Genomic DNA, 24,322 nt, shown 5'->3' on the forward strand with positions numbered 1-24,322 from the left:
ATTGTCGAAAGGGAAACAGCCCAGACCATCAGCTAAGGTCCCCAAGTGTGTGTTAAGTGGGAAAGGATGTGGAGTTGCACAGACAACCAGGATGTTGGCTTAGAAGCAGCCACCATTGAAAGAGTGCGTAATAGCTCACTGGTCGAGTGACTCTGCGCCGAAAATGTAACGGGGCTAAACACACCACCGAAGCTATGGCTTGATGCTTGCATCAGGGGTAGGGGAGCGTTGAATGCGGGTTGAAGGTGTACCGTAAGGAGCGCTGGACTGCATTCAAGTGAGAATGCCGGTATGAGTAACGAAAAGATCTGTGAGAATCAGATCCGCCGAAAGCCTAAGGGTTCCTGAGGAAGGTTCGTCCGCTCAGGGTAAGTCGGGACCTAAGGCGAGGCCGATAGGCGTAGTCGAAGGACAACAGGTCGAAATTCCTGTACCACCGTAATCCGTTATGAGCAATGGGGTGACGCAGTAGGGTAGTGACGCGGACTGATGGATGTCCGTCTAAGCAGTGAGGCTGGTGTGTAGGCAAATCCGCACATCGTTAAGGCTGGGCTGTGATGGGGAGCGAAAATTATAGTAGCGAAGGTCATGATCTCAGACTGCCAAGAAAAGCCTCTAGCCAGGAGAAGGTGCCCGTACCGCAAACCGACACAGGTAGGCGAGAAGAGAATTCTAAGGCGCGCGGAAGAACTCTCGTTAAGGAACTCGGCAAAATGACCCCGTAACTTCGGGAGAAGGGGTGCCTCGGTAGGGTGAATAGCCCGAGGGGGCCGCAGTGAAAAGGCCCAAGCGACTGTTTAGCAAAAACACAGGTCTGTGCGAAGCCGCAAGGCGAAGTATACGGGCTGACGCCTGCCCGGTGCTGGAAGGTTAAGGGGAGTGGTAAGCCTTCGGGCGAAGCTATGAACCGAAGCCCCAGTAAACGGCGGCCGTAACTATAACGGTCCTAAGGTAGCGAAATTCCTTGTCAGGTAAATTCTGACCCGCACGAATGGCGTAACGACTTGGGCGCTGTCTCAACGAGAGATCCGGTGAAATTTTAATACCTGTGAAGATGCAGGTTACCCGCGACAAGACGGAAAGACCCCATGGAGCTTTACTGCAGCTTGATATTGAATTTGGGTACGATCTGTACAGGATAGGTGGGAGCCGTTGAATCTTGAGCGCCAGCTTGAGAGGAGGCATCCTTGGGATACCACCCTGATCGTATCTAGGTTCTAACTTGGTACCGTGATCCGGTGCGAGGACAGTGTCAGGTGGGCAGTTTGACTGGGGCGGTCGCCTCCTAAAGAGTAACGGAGGCGCCCCAAGGTTCCCTCAGAATGGTTGGAAATCATTCGAAGAGTGCAAAGGCAGAAGGGAGCTTGACTGCGAGACCTACAAGTCGAGCAGGGACGAAAGTCGGGCTTAGTGATCCGGTGGTACCGCATGGAAGGGCCATCGCTCAACGGATAAAAGCTACCCTGGGGATAACAGGCTTATCTCCCCCAAGAGTCCACATCGACGGGGAGGTTTGGCACCTCGATGTCGGCTCATCGCATCCTGGGGCTGAAGTAGGTCCCAAGGGTTGGGCTGTTCGCCCATTAAAGCGGTACGCGAGCTGGGTTCAGAACGTCGTGAGACAGTTCGGTCCCTATCTGTCGTGGGCGTAGGAAATTTGAGAGGAGCTGTCCTTAGTACGAGAGGACCGGGATGGACGTACCGCTGGTGTACCAGTTGTTCCGCCAGGAGCACCGCTGGGTAGCTATGTACGGAAGGGATAAGCGCTGAAAGCATCTAAGCGTGAAGCCCCCCTCAAGATGAGATTTCCCAATTAGTAAGACCCCTTGAAGACGACGAGGTAGATAGGTTGGGGGTGGAAGTGCAGTAATGCATGGAGCTGACCAATACTAATCGGTCGAGGGCTTATCCTAAATAAAACGCAAATGAGTTTCGGATCCAGTTTTCAGGGTGTAACCTTGAAGGTATGTACAAGTGACATACGACAAGTGCATGGCTATTCATTCACACGATAAGTGATGAACCGAATAACCATACGGAAGAATTTACGATGTAAATTCATGTTTGGTGGCGATAGCGGAGGGGTTCCACACGTACCCATCCCGAACACGACCGTTAAGCCCTCCAGCGCCGATGGTACTTGGACCGCAGGGTCCTGGGAGAGTAGGACGTCGCCAAGCAGAGCTTTATGATTAATATTCCCTGATAGCTCAGTTGGTAGAGCACTCGACTGTTAATCGAGTTGTCACAGGTTCGAGTCCTGTTCGGGGAGCCATTTGCTCTCATAGCTCAGCAGGTAGAGTGCATCCATGGTAAGGATGAGGTCACCGGTTCGAACCCGGTTGAGAGCTTGTTATAGGATGGCCCGTTGGTCAAGGGGTTAAGACACCTCCCTTTCACGGAGGTAACAGGGGTTCGAATCCCCTACGGGTCATAGGATATTATGGAGGCTTAGCTCAGCTGGGAGAGCATCTGCCTTACAAGCAGAGGGTCGGGGGTTCGATCCCCTCAGCCTCCACCATTTTTCATCCTCTTACCTGGATGGAATCTTGGGGAATTGTGAATCATATGCATATTGGGGATTAGCCAAGCGGTAAGGCAACGGACTTTGACTCCGTCATGCATAGGTTCAAATCCTATATCCCCAGCCATTAAGAGCCATTAGCTCAGTTGGTAGAGCACCTGACTTTTAATCAGGGTGTCGAAGGTTCGAGTCCTTCATGGCTCACCATTGTATTCCATGCGCGTGTGGCGGAATTGGCAGACGCACTAGACTTAGGATCTAGCGTCTTTGACGTGGGGGTTCAAGTCCCTCCACGCGCATCTTGTTTTTGCGGACGTGGCTCAGCGGTAGAGCATCGCCTTGCCAAGGCGAGGGTCGCGGGTTCGATTCCCGTCGTCCGCTCCATATTTGCGCCCTTAGCTCAGCTGGATAGAGCGTTTGACTACGAATCAAAAGGCCGGGAGTTCGAATCTCTCAGGGCGCGCCATATTTTAAAAAATTATATCGGGATGTAGCTCAGCTTGGTAGAGCACCTGGTTTGGGACCAGGGGGTCGCATGTTCAAATCGTGTCATCCCGATACTATTTTGCGGGTGTAGTTCAATGGTAGAACTTCAGCCTTCCAAGCTGATAGCGTGGGTTCGATTCCCATCACCCGCTTACCGATTACCTAGAAGCCGAAAGGCTTCTTTTTATTTTGTCCACATTACATTTACTTCTATGTATATAAGCTAGTGCAATTATGTCTCCTGTCATGCACAGTTGGGGATGACTTGTGCATATTGTACATAGGCTCTTGTTACTTTTGACACCTAGATCCCGAATTTCCCCTCTAACGTACCCCTTTCTCCAGCAGTAAGGCTAATTTCGTGATCAAATCCTTTAAATATAGGAATCCTATAGCTATTATGGTACGAATTCATGGTGATAACTCAACAGTTGCTCTTGGGTTGTGCACATTTCCCTTTATTTATGTGGGTAAAAAGCGAAGTGTTAAAGAGGAAATACCTTAGAAACACTGAGAAAATGGCTAATTTGTGTATATCTTTGTGGATAGAAGGCTAATGGAGTTGACTTTGTCAACAAATAATAAACATATACACACTATGTCGCATGAATTTGTACCTTTAAAAACACACTCTTTATAAGAGACTGTGCATAATGTTTCACGCATCACTAGTATATACATTCATTTCTATTTATTAATTTCATATTTATTCATAACAATCCAATATTTTCTCGAAAGAAGTAATTCAAAAAGATGATTTTTTACTGTAAATTTTGCAGCTTTTCATGCGTTTTTATTGTATGATGTTAAGAAAGTGTCAAATTTCGTGTGTATACGTACCTTTGCTATAACTGTATATGGTGTGGAACAGATCAGATGGGGGGAAAAGCATGACTGAGCTTACGTTAACCGCTAACAAAAACCAATCCAACAATCTGCTACGGCGGGACGTTCGTTTTCTAGGGAATATTCTTGGTGAGGTTTTGGTTCATCAGGGTGGCAACGAACTTTTGGATATCGTGGAGAAAATACGTGAGACAAGTAAATCGTTACGTGCCGGGTATCAGCCGGAGTTGTATGAGAATTTCAAACAAATGGTCAGCGGACTGGATACGGATATTCGTCACCAGGTTATTCGCGCGTTTGCGATTTATTTTCAGTTGGTGAATATCGCTGAGCAAAACCATCGTATTCGCCGTAAGCGGGATTATGAGCATTCGGCTGGTGAAGATGTTCAGCCCGGTTCCATTGAAAGTTCCGTTCAGGAGCTTAAACAAGGGGGCTTCTCCGCTGAGGACGTTAGCAATTTGCTGAATGAGCTCTCTTTGGAGCTGGTCATGACCGCACATCCTACAGAAGCGACACGACGAGTAATACTTGATATCCACAAGCGCATTTCCGAGGACGTCATGCTGCTGGATAATCCGATGCTTACCTTGCGTGAGCGGGAACAGGTACGGGAGAATCTGCTAAACGAAGTAATTACGCTGTGGCAGACAGATGAGCTACGTGATCGCAAGCCAACTGTATTAGATGAAGTAAGAAATGGAATGTATTATTTTCACGAGACCTTGTTTCATGTACTCCCAGATGTGTACCAAGAATTGGAACGATGTTTGGACAAATATTATCCCGAACAAAAATGGCACATACCCACTTATCTGAGATTTGGTTCCTGGATCGGTGGAGACCGAGACGGCAATCCGTCTGTGACAGCTCATGTGACTTGGGAAACGTTACGTATGCAGCGCAAGTTGGCTTTGAGAGAATATCAGCACACGTTAAAGGAACTCATGGGTTACTTGAGTTTCAGCACCAGCATTGTGCGAGTTTCCGATGATCTGCTGGCTTCTATTGAAGAAGACCGTACACACATTACACTTAAAAAGATGGAAGTATGGCATAACGAAAAAGAGCCTTATCGCATTAAACTAGCATTTATGATTGCTAAAGTGAACAACATCCTGGATGAAAGCAAACAGGGCACCAATGAGCGTTATAATTCTGCGGAAGAGCTCATTGCAGACCTAAATGTTATTGATAACAGCCTGCGTCATCATTTTGCCGATTATGTAGCAAACACATATATTCAAAAGATGATTCGCCAGGTAGAGTTGTTTGGATTCCATACAGCTACGCTGGATGTGCGTCAGCATAGTCAAGAACATGAAAATGCGATGACTGAAATTCTTTCTAAAATGAATATTGTGTCGGATTACAGTAAGCTGTCAGAAGAAGAAAAAATAAATCTGCTGGAAAAGCTGCTGAATGAACCTCGTCCGATTACTTCACCGTATTTAAAATATAGCGATAGCACACAGGAATGTCTTGACGTATATCGTACGATTTATTTGGCTCAGGAGGAATTCGGCAAGCAGTCCATTACAAGCTACTTGATCAGTATGACTCAGGGAGCCAGTGACTTACTGGAGGTTATGGTCTTATCCAAAGAGGTAGGCCTGTTCCGCATCGAGAAGGATGGTACTGTTATCTGTACGCTGCAATCCGTCCCTTTGTTCGAAACGATAGATGATCTGCATGCTGCACCTGATATTATGAGAAGATTGATGAACTTGCCTGTATATCGACAATCTGTGGCTGCGATGGACCAGCTTCAGGAGATTATGCTGGGATACTCGGACAGTAATAAAGATGGCGGTGTGGTTACAGCGAACTGGGAACTTCGGGTCGCTATGAATAGCATTACGGAAGTAGTTAATGAGTTTGGCGTAAAAGTGAAGTTTTTCCACGGTCGTGGAGGTGCGCTGGGTCGTGGTGGAATGCCACTTAATCGCAGTATTTTGGCTCAGCCTCCTCATACGATTGGAGGCGGAATCAAGATTACGGAGCAAGGCGAAGTACTATCATCCCGATACTCGCTTAGAGGCATCGCGTACCGGAGCTTGGAGCAGGCAACATCGGCGCTGATTACGGCTGTGGCATATCATCGTTCCGGGAAGAAGGAAGTGTTTGAGGAGAGCTGGGAGGAGATTATCGCCCGCATTTCCCAAGTATCACTGGATAAGTATCAGGATTTGATTTTCCGAGATCCAGATTTCTTCAACTTCTTCAAAGAATCTACACCGTTGCCTGAGGTGGGCGAGCTGAATATTGGATCTCGTCCGTCCAAGCGTAAGAACAGCGAACGTTTTGAGGACTTGCGCGCCATTCCATGGGTTTTTGCATGGACACAAAGCCGTTACTTATTACCTGCGTGGTATGCGGCTGGAACAGGTTTGCAAAGCTTCTATCAAAACAATGAGGATAACCTTAAAGTGCTGCAAACGATGTTTAGGGACTCTGCTTTCTTCCGGTCACTTATTGATACACTGCAAATGGCAATCGCTAAAGCGGATTTACTGATTGCAGAAGAGTACGCTGGAATGTCGGATAACGAAGAGGCCCGGCAGCGCATTTTCGGACAGATTTCAGCGGAGTTCAAGCTGACATCTGAGTTGATTTTGAAAATAACCGGACAATCCGAGATTTTGGACGACGTGCCGGTTATTCAGGAATCTATCCGGTTGCGTAATCCTTATGTTGATCCGTTAAGTTACTTGCAGGTTCAATTGCTAAGTGAGCTACGGGAGCTGCGGGATCAGAACGGTGATGACACTGAAATGCTGCGTGAGGTATTGTTGACGATTAACGGAATTGCCGCAGGCTTAAGAAATACGGGCTGATATAGTGTGGTTGTACGAATACAGGCAATCGGGTACTCATGGGGTGCCCGATTGTGCTGTTTGTATATTGATGGCAGGTGTGCTTGCAGTTAGTAACAATACTACAGTTGATTTCCGGATAAAATTAAACTACGATGAATAATCATAAACATGTAGTAAGTAACCCATCAGCAAGTCTGGGGGAGTATAGAGTGGATAATATGGAAAGCCGCTTGGTGAGGCTGGTACAGAAAGGTGATCAGCGAGCTTTTGCGGAGTTAGTCGAGTTATATAAAGATCGGATTTTTCATCTTTCCTACCGGATGCTAGGTAATCGCCATGAGGCGGAGGATCTGGTGCAGGAAACTTTTTTGCGTGTGTATCGTAATTTGGAAAAATACGATCATGGACAGAAGTTCTCAACCTGGATTTATCGAATTGCTACAAATCTGTGCATTGATCGTCTGCGAAGGAGAAAACCTACATACTCACTTGATGCTGAAATGAATGATCAGGAAGGTGTCGATGGGTACGCCATGCTCGCCAGTGAAGAGCTTACCCCTGAGGGGAGTACGCTTCTGTCCGAAACGCAGGCTTTAATTCATGACGCCATTGACAGCCTTCCGGATAAATATAGGACGATTATGGTTTTACGGTACTTGCAGGAGCTTTCCTTACAGGAAATCAGCGATGTGCTCAATCTCCCAGTCACCACGATTAAGACAAGAGTACACAGGGGCCGGGATTTTCTGCGCAAAAAACTGGAGCACAAGCTATAGATCATGCGCATAGATTCTAGGAAAAGAGTCTGCGTAGATGTTTTTATGAAACATAATGCTCGTTGTAACGTATGTAAGATGAGCAAAGTTTCTAAGCCGGAGCATGTTATGTTGAGAAACACGGAAGAATATTAGAAAGGATTGGCTCATATGGATTGCAAACAAGCCGTCTCTTTTATGCATGACTATCTAGATGGCGACCTGTCTGAGCAGGACAAACATGAGTTGGAACAGCACTTGTTAGACTGCCCGGAATGCCGCATGCGTTTTAAAGAGCTGGAGCGGACGGATGCGATGCTTTACGGTACACGCTATCATCAAGTGCCGTGTGTATCGGATGAGCTGACATTTCGCATTATGAATGCTTTGCCACCGCATAAAAGACAGACTGCGGTGCCTATGCTGACGTGGGTGAAAAGGCATCCCGCTGTAACAGCCGCTGCCTTCTTCCTTATTGTTATATGCTCAAGCATGGCCAGCTTTTCTAGCACGGACCATCAATTGGTAGTCAAAGGAAGCCAACTGGATCAAGTCGTTATTCAGGGTGATACTGTGATTGTGCCTGAAGGGAAATCCATTGCCGGAGATCTAACAGTGCAAAATGGTGAAGCCCGTGTATACGGCGATGTGGAAGGAAATGTAACTGTAATTGATGGTTCTTATTATCAAGCGTCCACCGCTCATATTGCAGGACAGGTTAAAAGTATTGATCAAACCTTGGATTGGATTTGGTACAAGGTTACTGATTTATTCGGGGGACCCTCTTCTCCATAAAAGAAGCTTGAAATGGCAAGGACGATATCGAGCGCCTCTTTCCGCTGGAAAAGGCGTTTTTTTGTATATGAAGCTGGCGAATTGTACTGTATTTTACTGATTTTAGCGGTTCTTTTGTCACACAGCTTGCAACGTGAGCCTGATCGTTATAACCTAGATAGAGAGAGCATACTGTGTACATATTACACCCACTCACTACAGAAAATTGCGGGGGCATGCGCATGTTGGATTATTTTGCGGACCTGACTTGGAAAGAGTCCATTAAAGATATTATCGACATTTTGATCGTAACCTATATTATGTATCAGCTTATTTTACTTGTTCGCGGAACGCGTGCAGTTCAATTGTTGAAAGGGATTCTGTTTCTGGTTGTCATTTGGGCGGTTAGTACCTGGTTTGATTTGTATACCCTCAAGTGGTTGATGAACCAGATGTTCACCTTTGGTGTGGTGGCTATCTTTATTATTTTTCAGCCTGAGTTGCGTCGTGCACTAGAACAGTTGGGGCGTGGCAAACTATTTGGGCGTTCGTCTGCGGATGATGAAGAGATTAACAAGTTAATCGGAGAAATGATTAAGGCGCTGAATTATTTATCACGTAGGAAAATAGGAGCTTTGGTCGTATTTGAGCGTGAGACAGGGCTAAACGAATATACAGAGTCTGGTATCAAGACACAGGCTGTAGTCAGTTCTGAACTGCTAATTAACATCTTCATTCCTAATACACCTCTGCATGATGGTGCGGTGATTATTCAAAATAAACAGATTGCTTCTGCGGCCTGTTATTTGCCATTATCGGAAAATCCGTTCATCAGCAAGGAGCTGGGAACCCGTCACCGTGCTGCGATTGGGGTGAGTGAGGTAACGGATGCCGTAACTGTCGTGGTGTCAGAGGAAACAGGGCAAATTTCTTTGGCCATTAATGGACAGGTCGTGCGCGACATTAAGGAAGAATCCCTAATCTCCAAGCTGTATGAGGAGTTGCGGCCAACACCGTCTTTGAAGGAAAAACGCGGCTCATTCTGGAATCGGAGGGGAGGCCGTGGAAATTCATGATGGACAAATGGATTAACAATAATACGATTTCAAAGATTTTGGCGCTTGCGGTTGCTGTTCTGCTGTGGGGAATGGTCCATCTAGATACAGGTACACCTTCATCTACGCTGACCGTTTCTTATAATAATAAAGTGATTGATAATGTGGCCATTCAGGCCAGTGGTCTGGATGATTCAAAATATGTATTGTCTACCATGGATACTGACCATGTAAAGATGGAAGTTAGAGGACAGCGTTCTGTGCTGACTTCCTTTTTCGCGGATAATTATCAGGCAAAGCTAAACTTAAACGGCTTAGGAGCAGGCACTAAAACATTATCACTCGAACCGGATTTACCGGACGGGGTGGAATTGGTATCTATGACTCCTAACCGTGTTACAGTGACGATTGAGGAAAAACAAACGAAATCATTTAATGTATCTATAGTTCCTCAAGGAAATCCAGATGCGGGATTGCAGCTTGGTAAGCCTGTGATTGCTCCTCAAACCGTGAAGGTTACCTTGCCCAAAAGCCAGTTGAGTACCGTCACTGCCGTTCAGGGGGCTGTTAATACGGATGGCATCTCAGAAAAGTTTGAACAGAAGCGTGTAAAACTGAAGGCTTATAACAAAAAGGGACAGGAACTTACAGGTGCGGTCATTGAGCCATCCACTGTGTCCGTTGAAATTCCGGTAACTCAGCAGGCGAAATCTGTGCCTGTTAAGATTGTATATTCCGGAGAGTTGCCAGACGGATTGGCGCTTTCTAAAGTCAATGCAAACGTGAAAGAAGCGGCGGTGTATGCATCGCAGGATGTATTGGGCAGCCTTAGTTCTTACGTCACGGCTACATTGGATTTAAGTCAATTTACGGAAGCGGGGACCCGTGCAGTTCAAGCTAATTTGGCAGCCCCCTCAGGTTCTGATAAAATCGAGCCAGGGTCAATACAAATTCAGGTGACCGTCGTTCCTTCCAATGAAGTCACAGATACGGAACGGACGCTGTCAGGCATCCCAATCGTTTTACAAGGTGCAGGAGATGGAGCGACTGCGACTGTTACAGCGCCCGCAGGCAAGACGATGGATGTTACTGTGAAGGGCCCGCAGGATATGGTAAACAATTTAACCAATGATGATATTAGTTTGGTGGCAGATGTAAGTGGCCTCGCGGCTGGTCAACACGAGGTTACTCTGAAAGTAGGCTTGCCTAAATATATTACGCAAGCCGGAAATGCTAGCCAACTAAAGGCAACGGTCAACATTGAGAGCCCTTCTACGCCTGCTGTAACGAATCCGAACAGTGAGAATGAATCAAACCCCTCTGGTAGTGGCGAAAAGGGGCAGGAGAGGCCACAGGAGGGGCAAGGCAGTCAAAGTGGAGACTCTGACGCTAAGACCGGGGACAACGCAGCTGCGGAGGATAAAACAAATCCTCATAACGGCGCAGATTCTTCTGCGAATGGAACCTCGGAGAACAGTCAGCCATAACATGTTTTATCTGTAGTAAATAATCATGATTTATTAGACAAAAAAAGGGAGTCATTTTACATGGGGAAATATTTTGGTACAGATGGTGTACGAGGCGTTGCTAATCAGGAACTTACAGCCGAACTGGCATATAGCATTGGCCGCTGCGGCGGATATGTTTTAGCAGGTAATGTAGAGAAACCGACAGTTGTTATTGGTATGGATACACGGATATCTGGACTGATGCTGGAATCGGCTCTTGTAGCCGGTTTGCTGTCCATTGGGGCTAATGTGGTTCGTCTAGGTATTGTTTCGACACCTGGGGTGGCATATCTCACACGTCAATTGAAAGCTGACGCTGGTGTGATGATCTCAGCATCCCACAATCCAGTTGAAGACAACGGCATTAAGTTTTTTGGCGGCGACGGTTTTAAATTGACAGACGAAACGGAATTGAAAATTGAAGAGCTGATGGATGCAAAAGAAGACCAACTGCCTCGTCCGATTGGTGGCGGATTGGGAACGGTTGTTGTAGACGAGCACTCCCGCTACGATTATCTGGAGTTCTTGAAAACAACAATTAGCCATTCTTTTGAAGGGTTAAAAATTGTACTGGATTGTGCAAACGGAGCAGCTTATGAGCTGGCGCCGAAGCTTTTTGCAGAACTGGGAGCTGAGGTACATACCATCGGTGCCGAGCCAAACGGTTTGAATATCAATGATCATTGCGGATCGACTCATCCTGAGAAGTTGAAAGAGGAAGTGCGCCGCTTGAAAGCGGATATTGGTCTGGCCTTTGACGGCGATGCCGACCGTCTGATCGCGATTGATGAGAACGGGGAAGAGGTAGACGGCGACTATATTCTCTGCATTTGCGGAGATGCAATGAACCGCGCGGGAAAACTTAAGGATAGCACCATTGTATCGACAGTGATGAGTAATATCGGTTTTTATAAAGCTACTGAAAAGCTGGCACTCAAGACTGCAAAAACTGCGGTCGGGGACCGTTATGTGATGGAAGAAATGCGTCGGGGTGGATTTAATCTGGGCGGTGAGCAGTCTGGTCATGTTATTTTCCTGGATCACAATACGACAGGCGATGGCATGCTGACCGGGATTCAGCTGGTAGATACCTTGAAAGCTTCTGGCAAGAAAATGAGTGAGCTAAAATCGCTCATGAAACAGTATCCGCAAGTGCTCGTAAATGTGCGTGTGCAGGACAAACGCAATTACGAGGGGAATCCTGCTATTGCAGAAGCAATTGAGCAGGTGGAACAACAATTGGGTGATAATGGGCGTGTATTGGTCCGTGCTTCAGGCACAGAATCACTTATTCGTGTGATGGCCGAAGGCCCGGATAAGGACGAACTGGAGCAATTTGTCGGTCAGATCGTAGATGTCGTGAAGAAAGAATTAGTTTAAAATTTTGTAAACGTCGGTTGCCTGCGAAAAAGAAGCAGGCAACGGCGTTTGCGGTTATTTACTAACGATTTATGACCTTCATGGTGTAATTATGAATAAAGTGTCATTGCCAAATGATACTTAGCTGAATATAATATAGGGATGCTGTGACTCAGATAGAGAAAGTGAGGGTTGTAAGGTTCGTAATACAAGCGCCAGAGCTTGATTTTGTGCGGGGGAACTTGGTGGAGAAGCAACGGATTCAGTTGAGATAAAGTTGCTCGCAAATCGGTTCACGACAAAACAAGCTGACGAGGTGAAGGTGTTCGAAACATTCGGCGGGGACCTTCCGGTGAAGCATCAAGCCGTAAACCGGCAGCGGAAAATGAACAGGCAACTGTTTACACAACGCACCGGTAGATGCCTTTATTATTTTATAACCTAAATTATAAGATTCATTTCATGAATGTGCGGCCATCATCATTGGCGTGCGCGGTTTGGGAATTTCGTTACATTCGTGAAGAGATGCCTGTAAATTCTATAGTTATCATTGACAACTTCATAGATGAATGAACTTTATTCCGCAATCTACCGCACACGTTAGTCCTGTGATGAGTCGTCTTGTGAAATGATGATCGGGAGGATAACGAATATGTGTGGCATTGTAGGATATATTGGTAATCAGAATACACAAGAGGTATTGATTGACGGATTGAAGAAGCTGGAGTATCGCGGTTATGACTCTGCGGGTATTGCCGTGTTTACAGATTCAGGATTGCAAGTAGCTAAGGCTAAAGGTCGTCTGGCGAATCTGGAAGCTAAACTGGATGGTACGCCATTGGTAGGCCATGCAGGTATCGGACATACACGTTGGGCAACGCACGGTAAGCCTTCTGATGAAAACTCCCATCCACATTTGGATGAGAGCCAAAAGTTCTCTGTAGTTCACAACGGAATTATTGAGAACTATCTGGAGCTGAAGGAGCAGCTGATTAGCGAAGGTCATACCTTTATTTCCGAAACGGACACGGAAGTTATTTCCCATCTGGTTGCGCGTGAATATAAAGGGGATATCGTTAAAGCAGTACAAAAAGCAATTACCTTTATGCGCGGTGCTTTTGCACTGGGTGTGCTGACAGAGCACGAGCCTAATAAGCTGGTTGCTGTTCGTCAAGCTAGCCCGCTGGTTATTGGTGTGGGAGAAGGCGAGAACTTTATCGGTTCCGACATTCCGGCTATTCTGAAATATACACGCAATGTATTTATTTTGAACGATGGCGAAATGGCTGTTTTGACCAGTGATGCTGTCGAATTAATGACAATCGAAGGCCAATTTATTTCTCGGGAAATGATTCATGTCGAATGGGATGCTGTAACAGCAGAAAAAGGCGGCTATGAGCATTTTATGCTGAAAGAAATTCACGAGCAGCCTAAGGCTTATCGTGACACAATGTTGGGCCGTATCGATAAAGATACTAAAAAAGTTGTTCTTCCTGAGCTGAAGCTGACAGAAGAACAAATTAAAAATATCCGCAACATTCAAATTGTCGCGTGTGGTACAGCTTACAATGCTGGTTTGATTGGTCGTACAGTTATTGAAAGTCTGGCTCGTATACCGGTAGAAAACGATGTGGCTTCCGAATATCGTTATCGTTCACCTATCGTAACACCAGAGACATTGGTGATCGTAGTGAGCCAATCCGGTGAAACTGCTGACACGTTGGCAGCACTGCGTGAAGCACAAGCAAATGGCGCTCATGTACTGGCGATTACCAACGTAGTCGGCAGCTCCATTGCCCGTGATGCAGATGATGTGTTGGTTACACTGGCAGGACCGGAAATTGCCGTAGCCTCCACTAAAGCATATTCTTCACAGTTGATTGCGTTCTATCTGTTTGGTTTGTATCTCGCTCAAGTGCGTGGCACACAAACGGGTGAGCAAGTAGCTCATGTGCTGGCTGCTATGGAATCTCTGCCAGAGCAAGTGGAAGAGATGCTGGGTAAAGCAGATGCGATCAAAGCCTATGCTGAGCAAATTGCAAGCCACAAGCACCTGTTCTTTATTGGTCGCGGTCAGGACTATGCTGTAGTACAGGAAGGCTCCCTGAAGCTCAAGGAAATCTCCTACATTCATTCCGAGGCTTATGCTGCGGGTGAATTGAAGCATGGTACACTGGCATTGATTGAAGACGGCATTCCGGTTATCGCTTTGGTAACACAGGAATCCGTGTTGGAGAAAACCGTGAGCAACATTAAGGAAGTTAAGGCTCGTGGTGCAGATGTTCTTGCGATTACGTACGAAGAGCACGCAGTTGAGTTGCTGAAGTCCGTGGATCAGGTATTTGCCATTCCAAAGACACTTCCAATCCTGTCTGCTGCAATTTCGGTTGTATCTCTCCAACTGTTGGCTTACTACGCTTCTCTTGCACTGGGTCATGATGTTGACAAACCACGTAACCTGGCGAAAAGTGTTACCGTAGAATAAGCTTTAGTAAAATGCTAAACTAATTGTCTGGTGATAAAAAAGTGTGGAACCAGTAAAAGATGTATGGAACCAATAAAAAAACTGTGGAACCAGTAAAAAAAGTCTGGAACTAGTCATTTTACAAACATCAAGAAAGATCCCGATGATATATCGGGATCTTTTTAGCTTAGGAGGGCAATTATGTCTACAATAGGCCAACGAATTCGAACTATTAGAAAAACAAACAACTTAAATCAAATAAAGTTTGCAAATATAATTGGAATTTCTCAAGGAACGTTGAGTGAGCTGGAGCAAGATAAATACAGACCCTCTCTTGATATAATTATAGCAATTAAAGAAAACTTCAATTCCCATATAGAGTGGTTAATCTTTGGAGATACGCCTGTATCAAAGAACACTATTTTTAATTTAGCCATTGAAGCTCAGGAATTAGAACTTATTTCTTTGTTTCGAGAACTTACTAAAGAAGATAGAGATGAAATTATTGATTTTATAAAGCTGAAGATTGTTCGGTACTAATCTTTCCCGGAAGCTTCTTATTAAGATGCCTTAAAAATGTTAAAAGAAAATAAAGTATTAGACCGTAAAACAAAGTTCTAGACTAAGAAAATAAAGATATAGATTGAGAAAATAAAGTCTTAGACTGACGATTCGTCATTAAGCTAACGGGCAGGTTAGTGATGGTGGCTACCGCCAAAAGTCTTGGAATCCCTTTAAAGAAGAGAAATACACTTAACATCAAATTTTGGTTATATCGTTTTAGAAGAGTTCTACTAGTAAGTCATAAGTCCATCTCCATTTTTTTCATAATCGGTTCTAAGCGCCGATTTTATTTCCGTGGAACAATTCGAAAGAACGGCCGCTGTTCGCATCGTTTGCGACAGGGCCGTTTTTTGTTTTTCGTAGGCTAGCTTCAAATTGCTATTCTTGCCAAACACTCATAGGGTCCCATGGCTTGATTTGATTACCATATTTTCCGGCCAAAAAAGCTTTCATGTCTTCCAGCTTAGCAGGCACCTCGTTCCAAATTGGAAGGGGTGGTAACCCTCGTTTGCTTTTCAATAGGATATCCACTGTAACATACAAGCGTTCTGGCTGAATCCAATGAAGAAAGCGGGAAATATCAATTTGCTTGGTCAGGGACAAGGAATCAATTTCGCCATTGTAATGCTTGTTGAACTCGCTGATCAGATTCAGGAGGTAGTCTCTCTGCTCCTTCACGAAGTCCAGGCCACAGATGGCGCCATGTCCTGGAACAACGATTTCGGGTTTAATTTCATCAATAATGCGATCAAGCACTTTAACCCAATTGAGGGTTCCCTCTTCGCTGTATGCCGTACAACCGTTAAACACGACATCGCCGGCGAACAGCACTTTTTCTTTTGGCATCCACAGCAGTAAGTCACTGTCAGAGTGGGCCGGAGCTACGTTGTAAATCATAACTTCCGTATCTCCAAGACGGATGTTGATATCGTCCTTTATCTCAATATTCGGGAGCACCCAATCTACGCCTTCCAGGTCGAATCCTTCAAATTCCGCTGCAAAAAACCGCTCGCCCGAAGTCGATTCCGGAGAATCCTTTCCTCTTCTAATGACGCTGTCCATCCAGGCGATATTTTCGGTGAGACGCTCTCTGGACGCTTCCTTGTGCATAATAATGCAAGCATCTTCAAACACTTTGTTTCCCCAGGCATGGTCGCTGTTATAGTGCGAGTTCACCACATATGCGGGAGAGCCGCCGTTGCTTACTTCCATAAAAGCCTCCCGCATTTCCCGCGCATGGAACAAATCGAAGAACGTGTCATACACCAGCCCTTCACCCTTGTTGATGAACCCGGCATTGGCCCAACTGATGCCGCGATACGGCGAAATACCGGCAAAGACGCCATCTGCAACTTCAAAAAATTTAACACGAGGTTTTTGGATAATATGTCCATACTTCATGAAAATTCTCCTTTGCGTATATGTTTTTGGGGTAAGGCATACTGACTATGTCTTTATTATAGAGAATGGAAAACAGAAATGCAAGCATGTACTTGCATGCATTTTCTCTGTGCTATATGATAGTAACAGAACAACATCACACTACATGGATGGAGGCGCTGCAACATGAAGCTAGTAACCTTTCAAACCAAGACATCCCAGGAACCTTTGTTTGGGCTTGTAATTAACGAGAAATTTGTCGTGTCTTTTGCCGCAATCATGAAAAAGCAGGGAACATTCGTTGACAGTCTTGAATGTATGGACAGCTATCTTCATTATTTGCCGGCAAGTTATGATGCCGCTAAGGAATTGATGCAATATGCTGTCGAACAGTCGCATCAATTCAATGAACATGAAATCTGCCCGATTGCAGCGGTAAAACTGCTGCCGCCGGTTCCGAATCCGGCTGCGCTTATCGATTTTGGGCTGACGCCAAGACATCTGAGAAATGCTGGCGCAAATCTGCTGCAAAGAGAATATACAGGGTCGGAAAGAGAAGAGCTTAAACGAAATATTACCGAAAAATTCCAGAAAGATCCGAATAAAGTAACTTTCAGTTATTACAAGTGTAACCATAATGCATTAATTGGCGATGGGGATACGATTCATTGGCCTTCGTACACTTCCTACCTGGATATCGAGCCGGAGCTGGCCTTTGTTACAGGGAAGGGGAACTGCATTGCAGGTTATGTTATTTTTAACGACAGTACTGTCCGCGATGTGCAGTGGCCGGATTTCCAGGCGCTGACCGGACCGACGCGCTGCAAAGATTTTGATCGCAGCAAAGGAATAGGACCATTTCTGGTTACGCCGGATGAAATCGACAACCCGCTGGTACTGGATGTGGATGTACGCATCGGGGAGAGACTGCACTGGAAGGGAAGCACATCCGAGTATTCTGCACATCCTGCAAAAGTGATGGAGGAGGTTCTCAAAGTTTTCACGCCGCTCCCGGGCACGATTATAGGAATGGGGACGATACCGGATTGCTGCGCAATCGAGACCGAACAATGGCTGTTGCCCTCTGACCGAATCCAGATTACATTTGATAAATTAGGCACGCTCACGCAATTGGTGCCTGATCATGTCAAGATTACGGAACCAAGCCGCTGGGAAAAAAGAAGCGATTTGCCTTAAATAAACGTTTATGAAAATGATGAACCCCGACCCTGCTGCACATGCAAAACTTGTAGTAGAATAGGTTTAACATATGCAAAAGGAGAAATACAATGCAAACTTCAGACAGAATCATTGAAGCCGCGACACGACTCATCAAAAAGAAGGGCTATCGGGGAGTAAGCACCAAAGCCATTGCAACGGAAGCTAAAGTCAATGAATCTACGATTTTCCGGCAATTTGGAAGCAAGAAAGGCATATTGGAAGCCATCATTGAAAGACATTCGGATATCCCGCAATTTGAGAAGCTGTTAAAAGAGGACGCGACCGATAATCCGGAAGTCGATCTGCTGAATGTAAGCCAGCAGTACCGTTTGTTTTTCCATAAAAATGCGGACATCATTTTGATTGGCATCCGCGACAAAGGAATGCTTCCCGAATTGGACAGAGTGCTGGCCGATCCGCCGGTGAAGCTGCACTCCTTGCTGGTTGAATATTTTGAACGCTTGCAGAAGAAAAAAGTTATAGCCAGACAGGATGAGCGTCTTGCCGCCATGTCTTTTCTCTCGATGTGCTACGGATTTCAGATGAGCGAGCTGATTCACCGGCAATATCAGTCCCAACTCGTCACCGAGGAAGAGTTCTACAAGCACAGTGTCTCATTGTTTGTAAAAGGAATTTTGTCTCAGTCATAAGCTTTGTTGATTTATTTAAATATGCCGAAGACTGCTTGCGCAGCTTTAACTCTAGAACAATTGAAAGAAGATGCACCAAGATGCTCGAAAGCTCGTTATACTGCAACCGGGACATTATTTCTGGCAAGGCTCCGTCATCAATGACATTCTAAAAAAATCCAAAAATATGGATATCTTTATCGTTGCTGATCGGGCGGAGCACCATGGAGAGCGAATTCTGCCAGCCAAAATGACCAATCCGAAGAAAAACCCGTTATATCACCGCTTAAATTCACGGGAAGTGGATGAGAAAATTGGACGAATCAAAAGGGGAAGATTCAAGGTCTTTATTGGTGCGGCTCCTGGAGTTGGCAAAACCTACACTATGCTGCAAGAGGGCAATCATCTTCTTAAAAAGGGCATTGATGTTGTATTTGGTTTGCTGGAAACGCATGGGCGAAAAGAAACCATCCAGCAGGTTGCAGAACTGCCATTAATTGAGCGCACAAAAATCAAATATTCAGGCACAGAACTTGTAGAAATGGATACTGGGGCAATCATCCGGCGGAATCCTGAACTGGTACTTGTCGACGAGTTGGCTCACACCAACGTTCCCAGTAGCAAAAACAAAAAGCGATATGAAGATGTATTGGAAATTTTGAATGCTGGGATTTCTGTCATTTCTACCGTTAACGTTCAGCATTTAGAGAGCTTAAATGATGCAGTGGAGCAAATTACAGGGGTGCGTGTCAGGGAAACCGTCCCGGATTCCATTCTTCGCCTTGCTGACGAGGTCGAGCTGATCGATGTGGCACCGCAGGCTCTACAAGCCCGTATGAAGGAAGGAAAGATATATGCCCGGGAGAAGATAGATCAGACTCTGGGGAACTTTTTTTAAATTGGAAAATTAATTGCTTTAAGGGAGCTGGCGCTTCGGGAAATTGCGGACGATGTGGATGAACGTCTGGAAGCATAGGAGCGCAAAAGTTCCTTACGTGGACCCTGGAATAAGCGGGAGGTCATTTTCGTATGCGTCAAGCTGAGTTCCAATGCAGAAAGGTTAATCCGGCGGGGATTTAGAATTGCATTCCGACTAAAGGCACAATGGATTGTCACATATGTACACCCTACGGATACGATGAATGAAGAGGAATTGATGAAAAAAGAGAAACTCGAAAGCCTGGTAGTGCGTCTAGGCGGGCATTTTGAAGTTGTGCCACTTGGGCATTCTGATAAGCTTGCAGATGTTCTTCTTGCCAGAGCTAATGAATATCATACTACCCAACTCATTATTGGTCAGAGTGACAGCCCCATATGGAAACGTTTACGAGAAGGAACAATTATCCAAAAGTTACTGAGCACTGCGCGGCATATGGATATTCTTGTGGTCGCCAATTACGATCCTCATATCAAGCGAGATACTCTTCCCGATAGTATTATGCAAGGTTAAGTATAAGAGAAGAGTATCATTGAATGCCTGCATTCAAATAAATGGAACCTCGTTATACTATGCTTAAAAACCATTTGAAAATTATATTGCAAAAGTTGTATCTTCAAAATCGTGTCCAGCTTACAAGATATGCGCTTGAACAAGGCACCTGAAAAGTGGGGAGAAGGTTGTTTTTATGCGCGCAATCAAGCTATATGTGGGGGCTGGTAAATCACAAATTGTCTCCAAGCTATGTCATCCCTCTTGCTACGTTTAACATACCAGGATTGAACATTTGCGCGAGTTTTTTCAATCCCTTCATTGTACTCATTCAAATATTAATAACGACTTGTTTACCATTGCCCACAATAACTGGCTCCTACTTCACATGCAAAGAGCCATTCGCTTTACTAAAATCCGAAAGAACATGTTTTATTTTTTAAATAGAGATAAAGTTGAACAAACCCACTCTTTTTATACAACAACAATGTATTCAAAATTTCTCAGTCGCTTTGGCGAAGAAATGTTGTCGCAAATTGGGCTGTCAGATCAGGATATTGTGCTTCCTTCGCTCTGGGGAAAAGAGGCGTTGATTAATCCCCTTATCTACATTATTTATATGATTTATTTCTCTGATTCAGTGGCCAACTTTTTGAAATTAAAATCCGATGAGGGGCTAAGTAATAACGGATAATTATAAAATGACTTTTTTAATTGAAGGAGAAGCTTTAAATATGATTTGAGAACTCAACTTTATTGTATATAGACACTAATTTGTCTTCGGACAATAAAGTTGTGTACTAAACAATAAAGTTGTGTACTAAATATTAATGAAAAATAACAATAATATCTCTTCTTAGTAAGTATTTAACAAAAGTCCGATGAGCAAGTATCATCGGGCTTTTTTTATTAAATTCAGGAGGCGACTGCTTTGGCTCAATCAGAGCGAGTATAGTTGCATGACAAATCAAAGGGCTTTGAACCCTTTCCTGTATTGGTATCTTAAGTAATTGAAGCAGGAGAAATCCAAGTTTCTGTTAAAAACAGTATGAGAAATCAAGAGCTTATTGTCGCGATGAAAAAAATGTTTTTTTATCTAAAATACAAATGAATATATAATATATATAACTATTATAAATTAAGTATGTATTTCATTTTTATGGATGGTAGGTGGAACAATGAAGACTTTGGGTGAAAAGATAAAGAGTATAAGAAAATTAAATAAGCTTAATCAAACTGACTTTTCATCTACTATTGGTATTTCTCAGGGTACATTAAGTGAATTGGAAAAAGATAAGTACAAACCATCCTTAGAAACCGTAATTGCCCTTAAACTAAATTTCGATATTGATTTAGATTGGTTATTACTTGATGAGGCGGCAACTTTTTATAGTGGATTATTTCAAGTTAAGTTAGATGATCTTGAATCAAAATTAATCTCAGGATTTCCTGGGCGATAAACAGGAAATAGAGGGAATTGTTGATTTGAAGTTAAAGCGGTATAGAGATAAATGAACTTTCGCGGAGCCGTGAAGGGGACTCATTATTGCAAAGCCTTCAGTAGTTATGTTTTAAGTTCACATTAGACATATGATCCATCCAATTGAGATGGACACACGGCTATCCATATAAATCTGGAAGAAGAAAGTCCCAATTTTTTTTTACTATAGGGTCTCCGAAGCAAAAAGTGATTGATGTTATGGGAACTTCGACATCGGTCATCGGAAACTCATGGACTTATGGGAATCACATGTGGAATTGGACTCTAATGATCATATCATTGGGTGGAATAATATCAACCATAATTTGAAAGTATCTATTGGCTCAAAGAAGAAGGGGGCCGCTCCATTTACGATAGGATCTTCCATCCAAGATGTAATTGATGCCATGGGCACACCGACGTCTATAAGATGTTCGTTACGAGTCCTGGTTTGAATATTAGTGCTCCTTGGAGTATATGCGTACACTCGTATATCCTTCTACAGCTCATGCGAAGCCATGAGTCGGGGGGGGGGGGCAAAGAGGAAATTCAAAGAATAGAGCTTCCTTTTGGAAGCTTGAATGTAGTGATCCCAAGTCCGCAGCTTAATGTCAAAGATGCACTTGGTCAATTAAGTGAGGATTCTTTAGTTTGTGCTGGGCGTATTAATTACGAGTTATTGATGGAGTATGCTGCAAAAGGTTTCTTTAAAAAATCTGAGATTAATCGGTTTCGTCAGTTAAAAAATATAACGACTAAATATATACTGACCAAGCTGGAGAAAGACGAATGGATGCATAAATTTTTTCATAAAAAGCAACCCAATTTAAGATTCCTCTAAGACGACACTATCTGTAGCAGTGTTATTTTTCAAAGGGATTGGAGAATAAAAGAAAGCAACCTAAGATAATTCGACGGAGACCAAAGATGTGAAATTACGTGCTGAGCGATTGTATATCAACCTCGATAACCAAGATATTTATGATGGTAAGACCTATTTTTTTATTCCTTAAAGCACAATTCATGGTATAATCTCACTAAATATACATCCTTTATAATTTACGCTTTTTTGTCGAAAGTTAGTTTATTAAGAAGCTAGCCTAGTACTGAAATCTCTCTTGAAAAATTATATATCACACATCTTAAAGTCAGGCACCTTGTTTTTACAATGGGGCTTTTTTTGCATTAAGAAACTACGAGGTGAATGGAGGGGCATTATGGCTCAAGCATATCCGATTCCCACCACGATAGAAAAATGGATAAAACAAGGTAAAGGCCAGGGTATGGGAAACCCGTAAAGCGCCAATTTATCCCCAAGAAGGATGCGGATCGGGCATACGAGATCATTCGAACGATAATGGAACGTCTGGAGTTAACGTTACACCCGACAAAAACGCGAATCGTCGGACTATGGACAGGAGAAGAAGGCTTCGACTTCCTAGGCATGCTTCACCGAAAGACGAAGGCCGAAACTTCCGAAAGCCAAGTATATTATACGACCCAACAATGGCTGTGCCGTAAGGCAAAGGAGCGAATTAGGGAAGTCGTGAAGGAACGACTAGCCCCTGCGAATATGCGTCACAAATCATTCCAAGAACATTTGGAATACTTAAACCCGAAAATACAGGGTTGGCGTAACTACTACGTTACGACCTACAGCCAAAGGAAGATGGCTAAACGTGACTGGTACATCCTTCAGCGACTCACAAAATGGTATGCCAAGAAGCGTATGAGGGAAAACCTCACGTACGGTTTGATGAGGAGGGGCAGAATTTATCTGCCCTTTACTCTAGCAGAGGCGCAGTGAAGACGGCGGGATACAAAACTATGCCGGCTGCCATCCGGGCGGACGCTACGGCCAGCTTCCAGCCGGGCAGTTCCAACCGAGTATCCAACGGATTTTCAGCAGAATATCCAGCAGACATCCAGTCACGTTTCCAGCCAGGCTTCCAGAAATTCGTCAGGTAATCATGTTAAGTTATCGCAAAGCGCAAGGATTCGGAGCACCGGCAGAGAATGTATACAGGGAAGATCTCCCAAATCGGCTGGCACCCCGCCTGAATGTCGACACGCGTCGAATTCCTCGATTGATGGCAAACCATTCCCAGCGTTTCTTCTCCATTCGCTCTTTTTAGGCAAAATATTAACACCTTGACCAAATTTAACTAAAGTTTTACTATACATTCTTCGGAATTTTGATATAATTTTACTTAGGTTACCTTTCCAATTATGATAGAAAATAGAATTGGATGGTTTTTATACCTATCCAAGCTGTGTGCGAGAGACCAGTCCACTGGCTACCCAGCAAGCTGGCATGCGGGGACCGACAATTGTGGAAAATGACTGCCGAGAATATGTTGCTCCATGACTTCAGAAGGTTCAGAAAGGATGAAGCCGAGGCGAAGCGGATGACGGAGATCAGCTTCGAGAACGGGCTCATCATTGAAAGAGCCGGCAGAGGAGACTGCGTGCTGAAGATCATGCCTCCGCTGACCGTCTCGATGGAGCATCTGGCCGCCGGCTGCGACATTATCAAGTCCAGTATGCAGCAGGTGATCTCTCAGGAGACCCAGGATTTGCTGGTAACGAAAGCAGGTGGACGCCCCGGCAAGAGGCACGGAAGTGCCTTCTGGGGGTCGTGCGGCCCTGATGTTAAGATAACGTTTTCATCCCATTGGAAGATTTTCTCCCCATGCTGCCTGCGGTACCGTCAGGCAGCATGGAATTCACCGCCGATCCAAGGGCTGTCCCGTTTATGCCATACGGAGCATTCTTTGAGCCTCATGCAGCACCATTGTCACATCTAATCGTCAGGAAAAGCTCACTACCCCGCAGCCAGATCTTTACTTATCCACACCAGGCGGGGGAATACTAAAATCGTACATAGAGTGTATCAATATCCCTTAAACATAGGCTTCGACAAAGGCAGCTCCGGTGCCGAATCCGGAGGTACGGTCGACTTCCTGCTGGCCGGCCGGAACCCTACAGCAAGCCTAACATCGATGGGTGGAACATCCCTTGTCCACCCC

General features: G+C 44.8%; 16 protein-coding genes, 11 tRNA genes, 2 rRNA genes and 3 pseudogenes (1 of these 32 running past the window's edge). 31 read left to right on the forward strand and 1 reads right to left on the reverse strand.

Going from position 1 to position 24,322, the window contains the following annotated elements; all coding sequences use genetic code 11:
* The 21 genes from MKX59_RS04025 to MKX59_RS04125 all read left to right on the forward strand — a co-directional run.
* Positions 1-1,913: ribosomal RNA gene (locus tag MKX59_RS04025) — 23S ribosomal RNA — on the forward strand (it extends 1,013 nt beyond the left edge of the window).
* 150 nt (positions 1,914-2,063) lie between these two features.
* Positions 2,064-2,180: ribosomal RNA gene (gene rrf / locus MKX59_RS04030) — 5S ribosomal RNA — on the forward strand.
* A gap of 19 nt (positions 2,181-2,199) precedes the next feature.
* Positions 2,200-2,275 (forward strand) — tRNA-Asn (locus MKX59_RS04035).
* A 3-nt stretch (positions 2,276-2,278) separates the two neighbouring features.
* Positions 2,279-2,351: transfer RNA gene (locus tag MKX59_RS04040), tRNA-Thr, on the forward strand.
* An 11-nt stretch (positions 2,352-2,362) separates the two neighbouring features.
* Positions 2,363-2,434, forward strand: a tRNA-Glu gene (locus MKX59_RS04045).
* A gap of 11 nt (positions 2,435-2,445) precedes the next feature.
* Positions 2,446-2,521, forward strand: a tRNA-Val gene (locus MKX59_RS04050).
* A gap of 55 nt (positions 2,522-2,576) precedes the next feature.
* A tRNA-Gln gene (locus MKX59_RS04055) sits at positions 2,577-2,651 on the forward strand.
* Positions 2,652-2,655: 4 nt separating this feature from the next.
* Positions 2,656-2,731 (forward strand) — tRNA-Lys (locus tag MKX59_RS04060).
* Between the two features lie 11 nt (positions 2,732-2,742).
* Positions 2,743-2,823, forward strand: a tRNA-Leu gene (locus tag MKX59_RS04065).
* Positions 2,824-2,833: 10 nt separating this feature from the next.
* Positions 2,834-2,908: transfer RNA gene (locus tag MKX59_RS04070), tRNA-Gly, on the forward strand.
* Positions 2,909-2,913: 5 nt separating this feature from the next.
* Positions 2,914-2,990, forward strand: a tRNA-Arg gene (locus tag MKX59_RS04075).
* Positions 2,991-3,008: 18 nt separating this feature from the next.
* Positions 3,009-3,082: transfer RNA gene (locus MKX59_RS04080), tRNA-Pro, on the forward strand.
* Positions 3,083-3,091: 9 nt separating this feature from the next.
* A tRNA-Gly gene (locus MKX59_RS04085) sits at positions 3,092-3,162 on the forward strand.
* Between the two features lie 738 nt (positions 3,163-3,900).
* Entirely contained in the window at positions 3,901-6,693 is a 2,793-nt protein-coding gene (gene ppc, locus MKX59_RS04090; protein WP_028542643.1) for a phosphoenolpyruvate carboxylase, read from the forward strand.
* Between the two features lie 191 nt (positions 6,694-6,884).
* Complete coding sequence (sigW, locus tag MKX59_RS04095; protein ID WP_016818747.1) at positions 6,885-7,451, forward strand: RNA polymerase sigma factor SigW; 567 nt, start codon at positions 6,885-6,887, stop codon at positions 7,449-7,451.
* Positions 7,452-7,601: 150 nt separating this feature from the next.
* Positions 7,602-8,225, forward strand: coding sequence for an anti-sigma factor (locus MKX59_RS04100; protein ID WP_013312128.1), 624 nt, complete (start codon positions 7,602-7,604; stop codon positions 8,223-8,225).
* Positions 8,226-8,446: 221 nt separating this feature from the next.
* Positions 8,447-9,280, forward strand: a complete 834-nt coding sequence (cdaA, locus tag MKX59_RS04105; RefSeq protein ID WP_013312127.1) for a diadenylate cyclase CdaA — start codon at positions 8,447-8,449, stop codon at positions 9,278-9,280.
* The gene (locus tag MKX59_RS04110) at positions 9,277-10,746 is read left to right on the forward strand and encodes a CdaR family protein (RefSeq protein ID WP_028542644.1); all 1,470 of its coding nucleotides are present in this window, start codon (positions 9,277-9,279) and stop codon (positions 10,744-10,746) included. Before cdaA ends, MKX59_RS04110 begins: the two co-directional genes overlap by 4 nt.
* Before the next feature lie 60 nt (positions 10,747-10,806).
* Positions 10,807-12,147: a phosphoglucosamine mutase gene (gene glmM, locus MKX59_RS04115; RefSeq protein ID WP_013312125.1), complete on the forward strand. Its 1,341-nt coding sequence runs from the start codon at positions 10,807-10,809 to the stop codon at positions 12,145-12,147.
* 631 nt (positions 12,148-12,778) lie between these two features.
* On the forward strand, positions 12,779-14,611 hold the full coding sequence (gene glmS, locus MKX59_RS04120; RefSeq protein WP_023990480.1) for a glutamine--fructose-6-phosphate transaminase (isomerizing): 1,833 nt from the start codon (positions 12,779-12,781) through the stop codon (positions 14,609-14,611).
* 180 nt (positions 14,612-14,791) lie between these two features.
* Positions 14,792-15,130 (forward strand): helix-turn-helix domain-containing protein, encoded by a 339-nt coding sequence (locus MKX59_RS04125; protein WP_025683559.1) that lies wholly within the window; start codon positions 14,792-14,794, stop codon positions 15,128-15,130.
* 402 nt (positions 15,131-15,532) lie between these two features.
* Here MKX59_RS04125 and MKX59_RS04130 read toward each other — a convergent pair whose 3' ends face one another.
* Positions 15,533-16,555, reverse strand: a complete 1,023-nt coding sequence (locus tag MKX59_RS04130; RefSeq protein WP_068939586.1) for an MBL fold metallo-hydrolase — start codon at positions 16,553-16,555, stop codon at positions 15,533-15,535.
* A gap of 165 nt (positions 16,556-16,720) precedes the next feature.
* On the opposite strand from MKX59_RS04130, the gene MKX59_RS04135 reads away from it, so the two are divergent.
* From MKX59_RS04135 to MKX59_RS04180, 10 genes and pseudogenes are all read left to right on the forward strand, one after another.
* Complete coding sequence (locus MKX59_RS04135) at positions 16,721-17,731, forward strand: fumarylacetoacetate hydrolase family protein (protein ID WP_071558190.1); 1,011 nt, start codon at positions 16,721-16,723, stop codon at positions 17,729-17,731.
* Positions 17,732-17,823: 92 nt separating this feature from the next.
* Positions 17,824-18,405, forward strand: coding sequence for a TetR/AcrR family transcriptional regulator (locus MKX59_RS04140; protein WP_053326174.1), 582 nt, complete (start codon positions 17,824-17,826; stop codon positions 18,403-18,405).
* A 121-nt stretch (positions 18,406-18,526) separates the two neighbouring features.
* A pseudogene (locus tag MKX59_RS04145) lies at positions 18,527-19,834 on the forward strand (histidine kinase); the annotation flags it as partial.
* Between the two features lie 62 nt (positions 19,835-19,896).
* Positions 19,897-19,986 (forward strand): annotated as a pseudogene (locus MKX59_RS04150) (DNA-binding response regulator); the annotation flags it as partial.
* Positions 19,987-20,108: 122 nt separating this feature from the next.
* Positions 20,109-20,507 (forward strand): hypothetical protein, encoded by a 399-nt coding sequence (locus tag MKX59_RS04155; protein WP_076265428.1) that lies wholly within the window; start codon positions 20,109-20,111, stop codon positions 20,505-20,507.
* A gap of 484 nt (positions 20,508-20,991) precedes the next feature.
* The gene (locus MKX59_RS04160) at positions 20,992-21,273 is read left to right on the forward strand and encodes a helix-turn-helix transcriptional regulator (RefSeq protein ID WP_256703709.1); all 282 of its coding nucleotides are present in this window, start codon (positions 20,992-20,994) and stop codon (positions 21,271-21,273) included.
* 471 nt (positions 21,274-21,744) lie between these two features.
* A complete protein-coding gene (locus tag MKX59_RS04165; RefSeq protein ID WP_179086231.1) occupies positions 21,745-22,134 on the forward strand; it encodes a hypothetical protein in 390 nt (129 codons plus the stop codon).
* Between the two features lie 516 nt (positions 22,135-22,650).
* Entirely contained in the window at positions 22,651-23,100 is a 450-nt protein-coding gene (locus tag MKX59_RS04170) for a group II intron maturase-specific domain-containing protein (protein WP_023990471.1), read from the forward strand.
* Positions 23,097-23,261, forward strand: a complete 165-nt coding sequence (locus tag MKX59_RS04175; protein ID WP_340857664.1) for a hypothetical protein — start codon at positions 23,097-23,099, stop codon at positions 23,259-23,261. Before MKX59_RS04170 ends, MKX59_RS04175 begins: the two co-directional genes overlap by 4 nt.
* Before the next feature lie 419 nt (positions 23,262-23,680).
* Positions 23,681-23,881: pseudogene (locus MKX59_RS04180) on the forward strand (diaminobutyrate--2-oxoglutarate transaminase); the annotation flags it as partial.
* Positions 23,882-24,322: the final 441 nt, after the last annotated feature.

Origin of the sequence: Paenibacillus sp. FSL R7-0340 (assembly GCF_038002205.1) — a bacterium.
In the GTDB taxonomy this organism is placed as follows: domain Bacteria; phylum Bacillota; class Bacilli; order Paenibacillales; family Paenibacillaceae; genus Paenibacillus; species Paenibacillus polymyxa_B.

Coding starts and splice junctions, on each gene's coding strand:
- MKX59_RS04110 (WP_028542644.1), top strand. CDS start 9,277: ATGATGGACAAATGGATTAACAATAATACGATTTCAAAGATTTTGGCG.
- MKX59_RS04130 (WP_068939586.1), bottom strand. CDS start 16,555: ATGAAGTATGGACATATTATCCAAAAACCTCGTGTTAAATTTTTTGAA.
- glmS (WP_023990480.1), top strand. CDS start 12,779: ATGTGTGGCATTGTAGGATATATTGGTAATCAGAATACACAAGAGGTA.
- MKX59_RS04170 (WP_023990471.1), top strand. CDS start 22,651: ATGGAACGTCTGGAGTTAACGTTACACCCGACAAAAACGCGAATCGTC.
- MKX59_RS04125 (WP_025683559.1), top strand. CDS start 14,792: ATGTCTACAATAGGCCAACGAATTCGAACTATTAGAAAAACAAACAAC.
- ppc (WP_028542643.1), top strand. CDS start 3,901: ATGACTGAGCTTACGTTAACCGCTAACAAAAACCAATCCAACAATCTG.
- MKX59_RS04160 (WP_256703709.1), top strand. CDS start 20,992: ATGAAGACTTTGGGTGAAAAGATAAAGAGTATAAGAAAATTAAATAAG.
- MKX59_RS04135 (WP_071558190.1), top strand. CDS start 16,721: ATGAAGCTAGTAACCTTTCAAACCAAGACATCCCAGGAACCTTTGTTT.
- MKX59_RS04140 (WP_053326174.1), top strand. CDS start 17,824: ATGCAAACTTCAGACAGAATCATTGAAGCCGCGACACGACTCATCAAA.
- MKX59_RS04100 (WP_013312128.1), top strand. CDS start 7,602: ATGGATTGCAAACAAGCCGTCTCTTTTATGCATGACTATCTAGATGGC.
- glmM (WP_013312125.1), top strand. CDS start 10,807: ATGGGGAAATATTTTGGTACAGATGGTGTACGAGGCGTTGCTAATCAG.
- cdaA (WP_013312127.1), top strand. CDS start 8,447: ATGTTGGATTATTTTGCGGACCTGACTTGGAAAGAGTCCATTAAAGAT.